15 protein-coding genes are annotated in these 12,596 nt (G+C 68.0%); 5 read left to right on the plus strand and 10 right to left on the minus strand.

Annotated elements, in window-relative coordinates; genetic code table 11:
- Nucleotides 1-3: 3 nt before the first annotated feature.
- A complete protein-coding gene (locus amrb99_RS06065) occupies nt 4-933 on the minus strand; it encodes a VOC family protein (protein ID WP_190853332.1) in 930 nt (309 codons plus the stop codon).
- Entirely contained in the window at nt 930-1,757 is an 828-nt protein-coding gene (locus amrb99_RS06070; protein WP_241755275.1) for a fumarylacetoacetate hydrolase family protein, read from the minus strand. Before amrb99_RS06070 ends, amrb99_RS06065 begins: the two co-directional genes overlap by 4 nt.
- A gap of 152 nt (nt 1,758-1,909) precedes the next feature.
- Between amrb99_RS06070 and amrb99_RS06075 the strand changes: the two genes are divergently transcribed.
- Nucleotides 1,910-2,635 carry an FCD domain-containing protein gene (locus amrb99_RS06075; RefSeq protein WP_190853337.1) on the plus strand — a complete coding sequence of 242 codons (726 nt, stop codon included), beginning with the start codon at nt 1,910-1,912 and terminating at the stop codon, nt 2,633-2,635.
- 49 nt (nt 2,636-2,684) lie between these two features.
- Here the strand turns inward: amrb99_RS06075 and amrb99_RS06080 are convergent, their stop codons facing one another.
- From amrb99_RS06080 to amrb99_RS06110, 7 genes are all read right to left on the minus strand, one after another.
- A complete protein-coding gene (locus amrb99_RS06080; protein ID WP_190853339.1) occupies nt 2,685-3,683 on the minus strand; it encodes an amidohydrolase family protein in 999 nt (332 codons plus the stop codon).
- 9 nt (nt 3,684-3,692) lie between these two features.
- Nucleotides 3,693-4,445: a glucose 1-dehydrogenase gene (locus tag amrb99_RS06085; RefSeq protein ID WP_190853342.1), complete on the minus strand. Its 753-nt coding sequence runs from the start codon at nt 4,443-4,445 to the stop codon at nt 3,693-3,695.
- Nucleotides 4,442-4,759 carry a hypothetical protein gene (locus amrb99_RS06090; RefSeq protein WP_190853344.1) on the minus strand — a complete coding sequence of 106 codons (318 nt, stop codon included), beginning with the start codon at nt 4,757-4,759 and terminating at the stop codon, nt 4,442-4,444. Before amrb99_RS06090 ends, amrb99_RS06085 begins: the two co-directional genes overlap by 4 nt.
- 596 nt (nt 4,760-5,355) lie before the next feature.
- The gene (locus amrb99_RS06095) at nt 5,356-5,838 is read right to left on the minus strand and encodes a hypothetical protein (RefSeq protein ID WP_190853346.1); all 483 of its coding nucleotides are present in this window, start codon (nt 5,836-5,838) and stop codon (nt 5,356-5,358) included.
- Between the two features lie 306 nt (nt 5,839-6,144).
- A complete protein-coding gene (locus tag amrb99_RS06100; protein ID WP_190853348.1) occupies nt 6,145-6,786 on the minus strand; it encodes a hypothetical protein in 642 nt (213 codons plus the stop codon).
- A gap of 388 nt (nt 6,787-7,174) precedes the next feature.
- Complete coding sequence (locus tag amrb99_RS06105; RefSeq protein ID WP_190853350.1) at nt 7,175-7,339, minus strand: hypothetical protein; 165 nt, start codon at nt 7,337-7,339, stop codon at nt 7,175-7,177.
- Nucleotides 7,340-7,426: 87 nt separating this feature from the next.
- Nucleotides 7,427-7,918: a helix-turn-helix domain-containing protein gene (locus tag amrb99_RS06110; protein WP_190853352.1), complete on the minus strand. Its 492-nt coding sequence runs from the start codon at nt 7,916-7,918 to the stop codon at nt 7,427-7,429.
- Nucleotides 7,919-8,012: 94 nt separating this feature from the next.
- On the opposite strand from amrb99_RS06110, the gene amrb99_RS06115 reads away from it, so the two are divergent.
- Nucleotides 8,013-8,510, plus strand: a complete 498-nt coding sequence (locus amrb99_RS06115) for a Tautomerase enzyme (RefSeq protein WP_190853355.1) — start codon at nt 8,013-8,015, stop codon at nt 8,508-8,510.
- 145 nt (nt 8,511-8,655) lie between these two features.
- Here amrb99_RS06115 and amrb99_RS06120 read toward each other — a convergent pair whose 3' ends face one another.
- Nucleotides 8,656-8,832, minus strand: coding sequence for a hypothetical protein (locus amrb99_RS06120; RefSeq protein WP_241755276.1), 177 nt, complete (start codon nt 8,830-8,832; stop codon nt 8,656-8,658).
- An 811-nt stretch (nt 8,833-9,643) separates the two neighbouring features.
- Here amrb99_RS06120 and amrb99_RS06125 point away from each other — a divergent pair.
- From amrb99_RS06125 to amrb99_RS06135, 3 genes are all read left to right on the plus strand, one after another.
- Nucleotides 9,644-10,393, plus strand: coding sequence for an alpha/beta hydrolase (locus amrb99_RS06125; protein WP_347256557.1), 750 nt, complete (start codon nt 9,644-9,646; stop codon nt 10,391-10,393).
- A gap of 410 nt (nt 10,394-10,803) precedes the next feature.
- Nucleotides 10,804-11,463 (plus strand): hypothetical protein, encoded by a 660-nt coding sequence (locus amrb99_RS06130; protein WP_194736593.1) that lies wholly within the window; start codon nt 10,804-10,806, stop codon nt 11,461-11,463.
- A gap of 591 nt (nt 11,464-12,054) precedes the next feature.
- Complete coding sequence (locus amrb99_RS06135) at nt 12,055-12,258, plus strand: hypothetical protein (RefSeq protein WP_190853359.1); 204 nt, start codon at nt 12,055-12,057, stop codon at nt 12,256-12,258.
- Nucleotides 12,259-12,596 lie beyond the last annotated feature (338 nt).

Below are 12,596 nucleotides of genomic sequence, written 5' to 3' on the forward strand. Positions count from 1 at the left end.
TGGTCATGGCGAGCCGTGCGCGCCGATCATGAGCGCCGCGAGGTCCTCCGGTTCGATGAACGACGGCGGCATGGGCGGGCCCCAGGTCTGGAAGCTCTTGGCGTCGCCGCCGTCCCACACGCTCGGCTTCCACAGGGCGTCGTCGACGATGCAGTCCAGGTCGGAGTAGTACTCGCTGAAGTTGCCGGCCGGATCCCGGAGATACCAGAAGAAGTTGGACCCGACGGTGTGCCTGCCCAGCCCCCACACGTGGCGCTCGGGGGCGCCTTCCAGCATCCGCATGGCGCCACGCCCGACCTCGTCGACGTCGTCGACCTCCCACGACGTGTGATGGACGAAGTTCACCGGCGCGCCTTGCACCAGCACGTTGTGGTGGTCGGTGGAACACCGCATGAACGCGGCGACCCCCGCGATCTCGTCACTCACCTTGAGCCCGATGCCGTCGGTGAAGAACCGCTGGCTCGCCTCCTGGTCGATCGACCCGATCACCACGTGCCCGAGCTTGCGCGGGCGGACCGGGCCCTCGCGCACGACGCCGGGTGCACGGGCCGCCCCGCGGTCGTCCCGGGCCGGGCCGTTGAACAGGGTGGCCGGCACGGCGGCCACCACCGCCCGCGGCATGACCGCGACCTCGACCTCGACACCGGTCACCGGCTCGATCGCCACCAGCCGGTGCCCGTCGGCGCGCGCATCGATCCCCAGCCGGGTCAACCGGGACACGATGGCGTACAGATCATCAAGGGTGTCCGTGCCGATCGACAGCCCGACCAGCCGCCGGGCCGGAGACCGGACCAGCCGCAGCTGCCGACCGCCGTCTGCGGTCGAGAACCAGCCGTCCCGCTCCTTCGCCAGCCCGAACTCCTCGTAGTAGGCGCCGGCGGCCGCGACGTCGGGCACCCCGAGAGTGATCGAGGCGAGCCGATGCAGGCTCATGACGCGCTCCTCTCCGCGCCGACGGACACGAAGGTCTGCCGGATGCTCCCGATGCCCTCGACATAGGAGACGAGTTCGTCCCCCGCGGACAGGAACCGCGGCGGCGTGCGCACGGCCCCCACGCCCGCCGGCGTGCCGGTGAACACCACGTCACCAGGGAGGAGCGTGGTGACCTGGGAAAGCTTCTCGATCAGCACGTCGACGGAGAAGACCATCTCGGTGGAGCGGGCCTTCTGCACCGGCTCGCCGTTGAGCACGCAGCCCAGCTCCAGATCGGCCGGATCGGCGAACTCGTCCGGCGTGACCAGGTACGGCCCGGTCGGACCGAAGCCCGGGAAGGACTTGCCGAGGCTGTACTGCGGCGGCGCCCCCGACAGCTGCAGGCGGCGTTCGGAAAGGTCTTGTCCCACGGTCAAGCCCGCCACGTGGCCCCAGGCGTCGCCGGCCGCGACGTCGCGGGCCGTCCGGCCGATCACCACCGCGATCTCGACCTCCCAGTCCACCGTGCCCGGCGGCAGTTCGACCGTCGACTCCGCGCCCGCGAACGAGGAGACGTATTTCGTGAACACCGAAGGCTCTGCCGGGACCTCCAGCCCTGCCTCCTGGACGTGCCCGTGGTAGTTGAGCCCGATGGCGAACACCTGACGCGGATTCGGCGACGGCGCCCCGAGATCGGCGGGAACGAAGGCCGCCCGTTCGCCGGCCGCCGCCGGCGCCCAGTCCACGAACTCCTCCCACCGTTCGTACAGCGCGGGCAGGTCCGGCCCGAACCGGTGCCCGCTCGCCTCGTAGATGTCGATGCCCTCGGCCTCGTCCGTGATCAACCACGGCCGTCCCCGAACGTTTCCGATGCGCAACGTCGCTCCTTTGCTGCGGCTTCGCTTGAGTGCCACCGATCCTGCGCGGAGAACTTTCTCATGTCAAGGAAACTTTCTAAAGTTTCGCGGATAGTAGTAGATCGAGTAGGGTCTGACGCATGGTGAAGCGGGGAGGGTCCGGCACCCGGGCGACCGAGGCGTACGAGCAGATCCGGCAGGACATCTTCACGGGCCGGCTCGCGCCGGGACAGCGGCTCAAGTTCCCGGCCCTGTGCGCTCAGTACGAGACGAGCCCGGGCGTCCTCCGGGAGGCGTTCACCAAACTCGTCGGCGAGCGACTGGTCGCCCTGCAGCCTCACCAGGGGTACGCGGTCGCGTCCCTGTCGGCTGACGAACTGGCCGACGTCACGGCGGCGCGCGTCGAACTGGAGGCGCTCGCCTTCCGCCTGTCGATGGCCACGGGCGACGGCCAGTGGGAGGCCGAGGTCGTGGCCGCTCACCACGTACTGGGCCTCCGTGAGCGCGAGGCGTCGGACGGTCCGCGCGGTGACGAGTGGTATCTCGCACACGAGGCCTTCCACGCCGCGCTGGTCTCGGGCTGCGGCAACCGCCGCCTCATCGCGATGGCACGGGAACTGCGCGCCGAGACGGAACTGTACCGCCGGTGGGCGGCTCCCCTCATCGCCGAACACGACCGCGATCCGGCCGCCGAGCACCGAGCACTCGCCGACGCCGCCCTCGCCCGCGACCTGGACCGCGGCGCGACGCTCCTGCGCGACCACATCGCATTCACCACGCGAATGCTGCTGACCAGGTTGGGCGACGGGGCCGTCACCGCCGGGGACTCGCCCGGGTTCTCCGCCGGCGTCACCGGCCAGGCGTGAACGCCCGGGCGTCAACGGCCAGGATCTCGCGTCTCAGGAGCCGAGCACCTCAGCGGAGCGCGAACACCCGCTCCGCAGTGCGGTGAGCGATCGCCGCGCGCTGCTTCTCGGTCAGCGGGGCTTCGCGCAGGAAGGCGGCCGCGGCGGCCGGATCCTCATATGGCGTGTCGATGGCGAACATGATGTTGTCTTCGCCGACCGCGCGCAGCGCGAGGCCGAGGACGTCCGGATCATCGATGCCGCTGGTGGTCAGGACGAAATTGCGGCGAAAGTACTCGCTCGGGGCGAGCTCCAGCTTCGGCATCGGCGTGGCGGCTCCCGCGACCTGCCGGGCGAAGGCATGGCGGTTGTCGATCCGCCGCAGCCAGAACGGGATTCCCTCGCCGAGATGGCCGAGCACGACAGTCAGGCGGGGATACCGGTCGAGCGTGCCGCCGAGGACGAGCCGCATGGCGTGCAGCCCTGCCTCGGCCTGGTAGCCCCAGATGGCTCCGGAAAGCCCGTAGTCGAGGTAGCCGCCGCGCATCGCGGGGATCCGCGGGTGCAGGTAGATCGGTGCGCCGTTGTCCTCGGCGGCTTCGAGGATCGGGGCGAACTTCGGCTCGTCGAGGTACCGGCCGCCGGTGTGCGAGTTGATCATGACGCCGTTCAGCCCGAGCGGCCCCATGACGCGCCGGATCTCCTCGGCCGCGGCGGCGGGATCCTGCGGGGCCAGCGTGCCGAGACCGGCGAACCGCCCCGGATGCCGCCGCACGATACCGGCGAGCACGTCGTTGAACTCCCGGGCCAGCGGCACGGCGTCCTCTGGCGGATACGGCTGCACTCCAGGCGGGTTGAGGCTCAGTACCGCGAGATCCTGGCCGATCGCGTCCATCACCCCGATGCGCGCATCCAGATCGAGCAGCTGGGCCCGCAGGGGATCGGAGCCTTCGACGGTGCGCATCAAGTCGATCTCGGCCCGGTCGCCTGGCACGACCTCGAGCCGGTGCGCGGTCCGCAGGAACGCCTCGGTGGCGATGTGCTCTTCCACCGCTATGACGCGGTCCATGGGTCCTCCTCAGGCTCGTCGGCCGCCGTCGACGGAAAGGGCGGTTCCGGTCACATAGGAGGCTTCCGGTGAGCAGAGCCAAACCACGGCGGCCGCCACCTCCTCCGGATCGGCCAGCCGCCCGAGCGGGGTCACCGCCTCCTGCCTTGCGGTCAGATCGGTGCCCGCGGCAACGGTCTCGTACATGGCGGTCCTGGTCAGCGCGGGGCAGACTGCGTTCACCCGGATGCCGTACGGCGCATAGTCGACGGCGGCCACCTTGGTCAGCCCGACGACGCCGTGCTTGCTCGCCACGTAGGCCGGCGCGTTCGGGATGGCGTACAGGCCCCCATTGGAGGCGACGTTGACGATGGCCCCGCCGCCCCGCCTGCGCAGTTCGGGCAGTTCGGCCCGCAGGCAAAGGAAGGCGCCGGTCAGGTTGACCCGCAGCACGTGCTCCCATTCGTCCAGCGTCATGCCGGTCAGTTCCCGTCCGGTGGACTGCAGGCCCGCGTTGTTGACCGCGAAATCCAGGCCGCCGAAGGCGTCGACCACGGCGGCGACGCCTGCGCGCACGGCGGCCTCGTCGCCGACGTCCGCGGCGATCGCCTTCGCCGTACCGCCCGCCTTCGCGATCAGCGCCACGGTTTCCTCGGCAGCGCGCGCATCGAGGTCGAGCACCCCGACGGCGGCGCCGCGCCGGGCGAAGTCGATCGCGCTCGCCCGGCCGATCCCGCTCCCCGCCCCGGTCACCAGACCGGCCTTGCCCGCGAAGCCGGTCATGCGAGCGCCTCATGGTTCACCCAGACCACCCGGTACGGGTACTCGGCCTGCCAGCGCTCGATGAGGTCCGCCGCTCCGGGCGCGGCGAACGAGGCGTTCAGCGCGTCCACATCCGCAAGACCGAGCTGCACCACGGCGCTGGCCACGAACACCGGGCTGTGGTCGTCGGCCGGCACCCGGATGTGCCGCCTCGCCGCGAAGGTCTGGATCGCCCCGGAGGCCCGCATCACGTCTTCGATATCTTTCAGGTACTGATCGAGGGCACTGTCCGGGATATCGCCATCGAATGAAACGATCATCGTGTGGTGAATCATGCCTAGATGATGCGCTTCTCCCGGCACAGAATTCCAAGATCGATTGTGAATACGGCGATAACTCGAAGGCATGGATTCGAGCTTGATCGGTGCCCGGCGGCCCGACGCCGAAGGGACCCCGGATGAGCGCACTGCCCGAGCATCTTCACGGTTCGGCGCCGACGACCATCTACCCTCGAGGGCGACCCGCCGCCCGTGCTTCCGGCTGTCCATCGCAGTACTCGTTGCGTATTGGTGAGCGTCCGCTCCGCGTCCTGTGTCGTCCTCCGCAGAAGGACCAACTGAACATCGCGCCCGGATCGCTCTTGCCCGGCCGCCGGTCAGATGGCGAGGCGCGCAGGAGCCGGCGAGGCGCGCCTGACGCCCGCCGTTCGTGGCCTCGGGGCGGGCCGCCCGGCAGTCAGGCAGCCTCGAAGGCGACCGCCATCAGGACGCCTTTGCTCGGCGGCGATGGCCACGAACACATCGGACACCTCGATCACCGCGGTGACTCGGCGCTCTCGACCAGCGAGGCGACGCGACGGCCTTCACCCTGATCGACATGCGGCCATCAGCGTGCTCGGCTGCCCACCAGCCGCGCCTCCCCCTTCCGCCCCTCAATTCCCCTTCCTCTCGGATCGCTTGTTACTCCGGTAGCGGGTGATCCATGGCACGATCACGGCGGCCACCAAGGCCATGAATAGCATGGCCTTTTCACCCGTGGTGACGCCTCCCGTAACGGAGACCACCAAGGCCACCGCTGCACCGACGGTGACGCCGAGAGCAGGCCACCACGAACCATTGAACATCACTCGAAAGCCCAGTGCGCACACCGCAAGCCCCCACAAGAAGGCTCCGATCATTACTGCAATAAAACTATCCATTCCTTCGTCCGGCACTCCGCAGGAGCGCTGGCCGCGGCGGTTGTAATGATAATCGCATCCAGCGTCGATGCTCCCTGCAATCCCCCAACTCAACAGGAAGGTGGTGCCGGTCAAGGCGACCACGATCAACCACCCGGCAGCGACGGATGGAAGCCATTTTTCTCCGGGCAGGAGTTTCCGGGACGGCAGACGGCCGTTCTGCTCGGCAAGCGGCATGATGCTCCTCTTTCTCGCAGGGTGCATATACCGCACCCGGTTCGCCCTTCTCGGACGTGCCGCCCTTCGCGACCGTTCCCATTTTCAAGATCGCCGTGCTTGAACACAGAAGTCCGATAACGACTGCACTACTCTAGTTCGAAAAGGTGTGGGCCGTCGTGCACGTGCTGGCCGAGTGCGCATTCAGCCGACTCGCACGCGAAGATGGTGCGCACCGCGCGGCCGAGTTCTTCGAGCCCTTGATAGGTGGGGCTGCCGTGGGTGAAGCACCGCAGCACCTTCTATACATCTGCCGTCTCGAGCCGCTCAGCGAAGCCACTGCGGCCGCCCCCGGAGTTTCAGCGCCGCCACCGCCCTCTCGCGCAGCTTCCGGACGGCATCTTCGGTGTCCTGATCGACCTGCCCGTAGCGGTCCGGACCGGCAAGGATCGCGTCCGCCAGCGCCTTCAGCACCTCCCGCGGCACCTCCGCCCGCCGGTAAGTGTCGTACAGCGCGAAGTCGATCGGTCCCGTGTCGGTTTCGACCCGGAAACGCGCAATCCCCGGGACCGTCACGATCCCCGCCCGTTGGAACGCCGGATTCCACTGCCGGCCCCGCCGGGGCGGGACGTCGTCTATCACGACGTGCGCGGTCGCGAGGTCACAGCTCCGCAGCCCGTCAGGCATGCGGGCGTGCAGGACCGTCCCGTCCAACCACACCCCGGGATGGGCGAACCGGCGGCGCAGGCGCGGCACCGAAGGCCACACCACGGCGGTGGCGATCAGCACGGCCACACCACCCGCCCAGGCGGCGACACTCGCCCGCGAACAGCTCCCCATCGTCACACCGACGGTAAAGGCGGCCCCCAAAACGGCCGCCATAAACGCTCCCACGGCCACCCCAGCGATGGCACCCGCCTTCCGCGCACCGGTGAGGCCGTTCAGCACGACGACGATCCCGGGCTCCACGCGGCGACCTCCGTGTCAGCGGAAGGACAAATCGATCAGCACCTCCCGCGCCCCGCCGAGCGATTATGCCGCCATTTTTCTGAACTGCGCCAGCTGCGGGACGACGTCGGCGAGGGTCGTTTCCACGTTGACGAAGGTCACGCCGTCCCCGGCGACGCCGACAAAGTTCGTCGCGGCGCCGGGGGTAGGACAGGTCAGCGAGATCGGCCATGGGTGGGCGCGTGTTGTTGAGGGCGGGGATGAGCTTTGATGTTGCCCCGACCTGTCCACAGAACCGGGGCAACATCAGTCGCCGTGAACGGCCTCGACCCCCTGAGCTCCCTTTTGGCCAGTGCTCACGAGCCGAACCTGGTCGATGAACACCTCGGGCGGCGAGCCCCGGACGGCCTCAACCATGATTCGGCGGTCTGCGCCAGGCCACGTAGTTGGCGACGGTGGAAGAGGAGATGCCTTCCATCTCCTGCTCAGCGATCAAGTGGTTGAAGATCCGGCGCGCCGTATGCCGCTGCTTGCACGGGGCGTCCAGGTCCGTCCACAGCATCCGGTCGAACACCGCTTGAACGGCTCCAGCCGCGAGGACCCGCGCCGGCGGCTTCTTGCGCGGAGCGGGGAACGCAGAGGCCAGTGCCTTCCTGGGACCTCAGGAGCTTTCCACGAAGCGCGCGCCCGGCCCGGGCGTGCGGCAGACGTCTTCCGGGGCGAGGTGGCTGTGCCCCGCAGCGCACTCCAGGACGACCTTGACCGGCTCGTCGCAGAAGCTCGCATCGTCGACGGGCCGGTGCCGGACGATGACCGACGGGCCCTGCGGGTCGGCGAGGTACGTGTCACCCCATTCCAGGAGCGCCACGAGCGTGGGCCGCAATGCCCGGCCCTGCTCGGTGAGCTCGTAGGCGAAGCGCTGCCGATCCCCGGGCTCCTGATAAGGCACGCGGCGCATCACTCCCGCCGTCACCAGCGTCTCGAGCCGAGTCGCCAGGAGATTTCTGGCGATCCCGAGGCGGGAGTGGAACTCTCCGAACCGACGCGCGCCGTCCAGCGCTTCACGAACGATCAGCAGCGACCAGCGCTCCCCCACCACCGAGAGGGCGCGGGCCACCGAGCAGTTCACCGGGTCGATTCGCCGCGTCTCCATGGGACGAGTGTACGCATCTGGGTTTACAAGCTGTACTTAGCCCTCGTAGGCTCCGGCCTGAGTTGAAGAACTAAACTCAGCAAGGAGATCGACCATGCCCATGCTCGACGTGTACATCCCCGACGGCGCGCTCCGCCCGGACGCCGAGGCGGCGCTGCTGAACCGCATCACCGAGATCCTCATCCGCAACGAGGGATTCGACCCCGCCGACCCGGTGAGCCGTTCCGTCTCCTGGCTCTGGCTGCACCGACCGGCCGGCATCTACGTCGGCGGAGAACCCGCGGACGCACCTCGCTACAAGGTCGTCCCGTCCGTCCCCGAGGGCCAGCTCGACGAGCAGAAGCGTGCGAGCGTCATCGCCGAGGTCACCAAGGCGATCCTCGACGCCGAGGACGGCGCCTGGCCGCGTGACGCCAGCCGGATCTGGGTATTCCCCACCGAGATCCCCGAGGGCCACTGGGGCGGCCGGGGCCAGATCAGGCCACTCGCAACGATCCTCGCCCGACTCACCGGCGACGACACCAAGCGGGCCCGTACGCTCGCGCGTGAGCGGATCGCTGCCACCCGAGCCGAACACGCCCGCCTGCCCTGATGGATGGCGAACGAAGTGGGGATCGATGCGGCCGGTGACACAGTCGTGAGGATCAGCCCGATTCAGGCGACGTCGGCCTTGGCCACCACCTCGCAAAGGCGTTTGTCGGCGGCGTGCTGGTTCCGTCAGATGATGTAACGGCGGATCATGCCGCCCTGCTCTTTGTGGTGGCGTGGTCGGTGCCGTCCAGGGTGAAGTAGCGCAGGGCGGTGAACTGGGCCTCGACGCGGTTGAGCCAGGAGCTGCTGGTCGGCGTGTAGGCGAGTTCGACGCTGTTCGCCGCGCCCCAGTCGCCGACGCGGCTGTCCTGCTTCGTGGTCAAGCGGGGAGAAGTTGTCGAGCACGAACGCGGTGCGGTGGTGGCCAGCTCACCGCTAGTGGCTTTCTCATCAGTATTCCGGTATCCGGTTCAGTCACACCCTCATTCTTTCGGCAGGGGTAAACGTGCAGGGGCAGGGGCTGACATCGGGTCTGGCCGGGGTTTCGACGCGCATGCCGACGGCGGCGTGGGCGGCGATTTCGGCGGCGGGGCAGAGGGTGCGGCGGCAGGAGCGCGAGGCGTAGGCGACCAGGAACGGTTCTCGTCGCGACCGCCGTCGGCGGAGAAGCCGTCGCTTGGGTGGCAGAACTCGGGCGCCCAGCGTTGCGGACCACCTCCCGAATGGTTTTGGCGTCACGGTCGCGGCGGGTCCGCCAGCGGCCGTATTCGAAAACAGGAATGTCTCCGAGCTGCTCGGTGAGGACGGACAAGCTGTCCTCTCCTACGCATGCACGGCCACCAGAGTCAGGTGGCGACGTGTTCAACCGGGTGCCTGATGGTGCAGGCTCCACGCAGTGGGAAGCTTGGGTGTTCGCGAGAGCACCGATCCGGGGCGGTTGTGAGGAGTCGGACGGTGCCGTCGGGACCCGGGCCTCGCTGTGAGCGGTGAGGCGGCGGGCGAGTCCGCTCTCGTTGGCTGCGGCCGGCGCCGGGCAACCCCCAGGGGTGATCACTCTGACCGAGTTCGTCCGGACAACGGACTCGGACATCGGCTACGAGGTGAGCGGGCCAGAGGGCGGGGCGCCCTTGGTGGCCGTGCGCGGCTGGCCCGACGATCCACGTTGCTGGAGCGGGTTGCTGCCGGCTTGGCATGATGCCAGGTACCGGGTGTACCGCCCCGTACCTGCCGGGCTTCAGGCCGACCCGTTTCCGCTCTGATGGCAAAATGCGCAGCGGCCAGATCGGTGCGCTCGGGCACGACCTGGCCTGCTTCCTGGAGGCCCTCGACCTCGATCAGGTCTCGCTGGTGGGGCACGACTGGGGCGCCCGAGCCGGCTACGTGGTCGGAGCGCTGTTTCCCCAGCGGGTCGCCCGCCTGGTGGCGATGTCCGCCGGGTACGCCACCAACCGAGCCGATGTGCAGTTGAGTTGGCCGTTGCCTCATGCCTACTGGTACGAGTGGTTCGTCGCCACCGAACGTGGTCGGCGAGCGATATACGAAGACCGCCGCTCGTTCGCCCGCTATTTGTGGCGCTCCTGGAGCCCGGAATGGGAAATCCAAGTGGCGGAGTTCGCTCAGGCGGCGGACGCCTGGGACAACGACGACTGGCCGCACATCACCGCGCACGCCTACCTGCACCGCTGGGGCGAAGCCCAGGGTGACCCCAGCTATGACGACATCGAGCGTCGCCCGCTCGAACCCGCCCCGGTGCGGGTGCCGACGCTGGTCCTGCACGGCGCCCGCGACGGCGACAACCTGCCCGAGACCTCCGCCAACAAGAGCGCGCTGTTCACCGCCGAATACGAACGGATCGTCCTGCCTGACGTCGGGCACTTCCCCCCCCGCGCGGAGACACCTGACCAGGTAGCCGACATGATCTTCAGCCACCAAGGCGGCGGGTGAGGGCTGCCAAAAGCGTTAAGCGGACTGCAGTGAAAACAATGCAATTTGGCTTACTTCGGCCGGTGGTAATGCCTCCAACCCGACCGTCGAAGCGCCCGAGGACGAACAACGCTCGAAGTGCCCGTGCAGGGCGGCTGCCCAGGTGGGGCCCGGCGAATGTGGTCGCCCGGAAACCATCGATGGCACTTGCCATGAACCCGCCTGAACCTGATCCCGGCGGTGACTCGCACCGGTGCCGTGACCGTCGCGCGCCGCCCGCGTTGGCTGGTGCCGATAGCGGAGGAGGATCCAAAGGCCGACGGGCATCAGGGTCCCTGCCCACCTCGCGGATCGGCCGGGTTGAGCAGGTCCGCTCATGCCGATGAGCGGTCTCGCGGGATTCCTAGAGTGGAACTGCCATCATCGATGGCATGAACGATTGGGAGCTGTTCCTCCAGGAGGTGTCCTGGTTCCTCCAACCCGGAGAGAGCGTCGCAGTGGGCGAGGCGCAGCCGTGGACCCGCGGATCGGCCGAAGACCTGCCTCAACTGTCCGCGCTGCTCGCCTCGGCGACTCTCACCCCCATCCGCGTCGAAGGCACTGCCTACGAGTTGCTCGCATGGGGACCCCCGGACGATCGACGAGGATGGCTCTGCCACCCGCCGGAGAGCGCGGGCGGCGGGTCTGTTCCGAAGACGCACGAGAGCTTCTGGAAACTCTGCGGCGGCATCCTCGAAAGATTCGGTGGACCCACCACCTGGTGGAGCAATCAGAACGAAGTGCTCACTGCTGATGCTACGCAGGTACAAGTCGCGGACGTCCTGGCCGACTATGCGTGGCTCTGGGAAGGCGACGGCCTGAAGATTTCGATCAACCCGAATGAGTATTACGCCGTCGCGATAGAGGCGAACGGGAATCTGGCTCTGGCGCATCGTGAGAACGGTCGGGTGCTTCTGTTCGCCCCGGATCATGCGTTCAAAGACGTCACACCGTTGGAAGGCTCCCCGCCATATTCTCTGCTCACGATCGACAATGTGCCCGACCTGGCTACCTGGATAGAGGCATGCGCTGCAACCTGGCGACATCGGTAGGCCCACCGTCAGGAACCGCCAGCCTCTCGCGTCGCCACCCTAGACTGTGCGCGCTGACCAGGTTCCGGAGGATTACCTCGCCATTCAGCTTCCTCATGGACGGTTTAAGTCTTCCTGAGTCGCGCGACAACGCGCCTGACCAGGCGCTCTTCCGCGAACGAGACGCCAAGGAAGAAGTGCGCAAAAAAAGCAGAACCAGCCCGTCGGGGCGCTTGCGACGGTATCCTCCGCTCGTCCGTCAGGCAGCCGCCCCTGGTCCAGCCCTTAAGAACTGTCCGCCGCCCTCTTCTGTCGCATATAGCTCCGGTTTGGAGCTGGGCGACCTGGCGGCGGCAGGGCCAGCACGGTATCGCCGTGGCCGACCAGAGTAGGAAGACGCAGGTCGACCCGCCATGGTTGATCAGGCACTTTCCGAACTGGTGGTGCTCGCCTACTCGCCTACCGTTCCTCTTGGTAGCGGCGAGTGAGCCGTCTGATGATGGCCTCGCCGACGGCGGCGGGCAGGTAGCCGGCTTCTGGGCGTGACTCGCTGTCTTCCCATTCGGGGATGTCTGCTGGCTCGTCGCCTCCTATGCCCAACGACACATCACTATGGCGGGCGCGGAAGTAGAACCGTTCGCCGCTTGGCAGAAACCCTTCTACCTGCACTGGATCTGCCCCACAGGTCACCTGTGCCTCCCAGCCCTCGCTCCGCAGGGTGGCGGCGAGCTGGAGCCAGGACGCTTGGTGCTGCTGGTGCCACCGCCGTCGAGCTTCATCCATGAGGTCATGGTGCTGGACCCGCAGGTGCGCTGACCACCTACGTTCACTGGGTCCGACGACACGCTACTTGATCGCCGCGACGCTGGGGACCCGAGGCCTCATTGCCGATGGCGATGCGTCGCTGTTCGAGGGTGAGGTCTGGACGGCAGAGCCCACTGGACTGATCCGCATTTCGGCACAACGGCCACCGTTCGCTCTCCTGTGAGGCGAGTCAGCGAGGCCACCCACAACAGCATCCGTCCAGCCCTCACCCGCACGCTCGGCATTTGTGCACCACTTGCGTCGACCCGGCCAGTCACGCTCTGTCACCTTGGGGCCAGGCCAACTTCGGGAGCGGGACGCCGGAGAGCCGTAGGATCCCGGGATGAGTA

Source organism: Actinomadura sp. RB99, assembly GCF_014706005.1.
Classification (GTDB): Bacteria; Actinomycetota; Actinomycetes; order Streptosporangiales; family Streptosporangiaceae; genus Spirillospora.

Coding starts and splice junctions, on each gene's coding strand:
- amrb99_RS06125 (WP_347256557.1), top strand. CDS start 9,644: ATGCCAGGTACCGGGTGTACCGCCCCGTACCTGCCGGGCTTCAGGCCG.
- amrb99_RS06130 (WP_194736593.1), top strand. CDS start 10,804: ATGAACGATTGGGAGCTGTTCCTCCAGGAGGTGTCCTGGTTCCTCCAA.
- amrb99_RS06110 (WP_190853352.1), bottom strand. CDS start 7,918: ATGGAGACGCGGCGAATCGACCCGGTGAACTGCTCGGTGGCCCGCGCC.
- amrb99_RS06075 (WP_190853337.1), top strand. CDS start 1,910: ATGGTGAAGCGGGGAGGGTCCGGCACCCGGGCGACCGAGGCGTACGAG.
- amrb99_RS06115 (WP_190853355.1), top strand. CDS start 8,013: ATGCCCATGCTCGACGTGTACATCCCCGACGGCGCGCTCCGCCCGGAC.
- amrb99_RS06085 (WP_190853342.1), bottom strand. CDS start 4,445: ATGACCGGCTTCGCGGGCAAGGCCGGTCTGGTGACCGGGGCGGGGAGC.
- amrb99_RS06080 (WP_190853339.1), bottom strand. CDS start 3,683: ATGGACCGCGTCATAGCGGTGGAAGAGCACATCGCCACCGAGGCGTTC.
- amrb99_RS06095 (WP_190853346.1), bottom strand. CDS start 5,838: ATGCCGCTTGCCGAGCAGAACGGCCGTCTGCCGTCCCGGAAACTCCTG.
- amrb99_RS06065 (WP_190853332.1), bottom strand. CDS start 933: ATGAGCCTGCATCGGCTCGCCTCGATCACTCTCGGGGTGCCCGACGTC.
- amrb99_RS06090 (WP_190853344.1), bottom strand. CDS start 4,759: ATGATTCACCACACGATGATCGTTTCATTCGATGGCGATATCCCGGAC.
- amrb99_RS06135 (WP_190853359.1), top strand. CDS start 12,055: ATGGCGGGCGCGGAAGTAGAACCGTTCGCCGCTTGGCAGAAACCCTTC.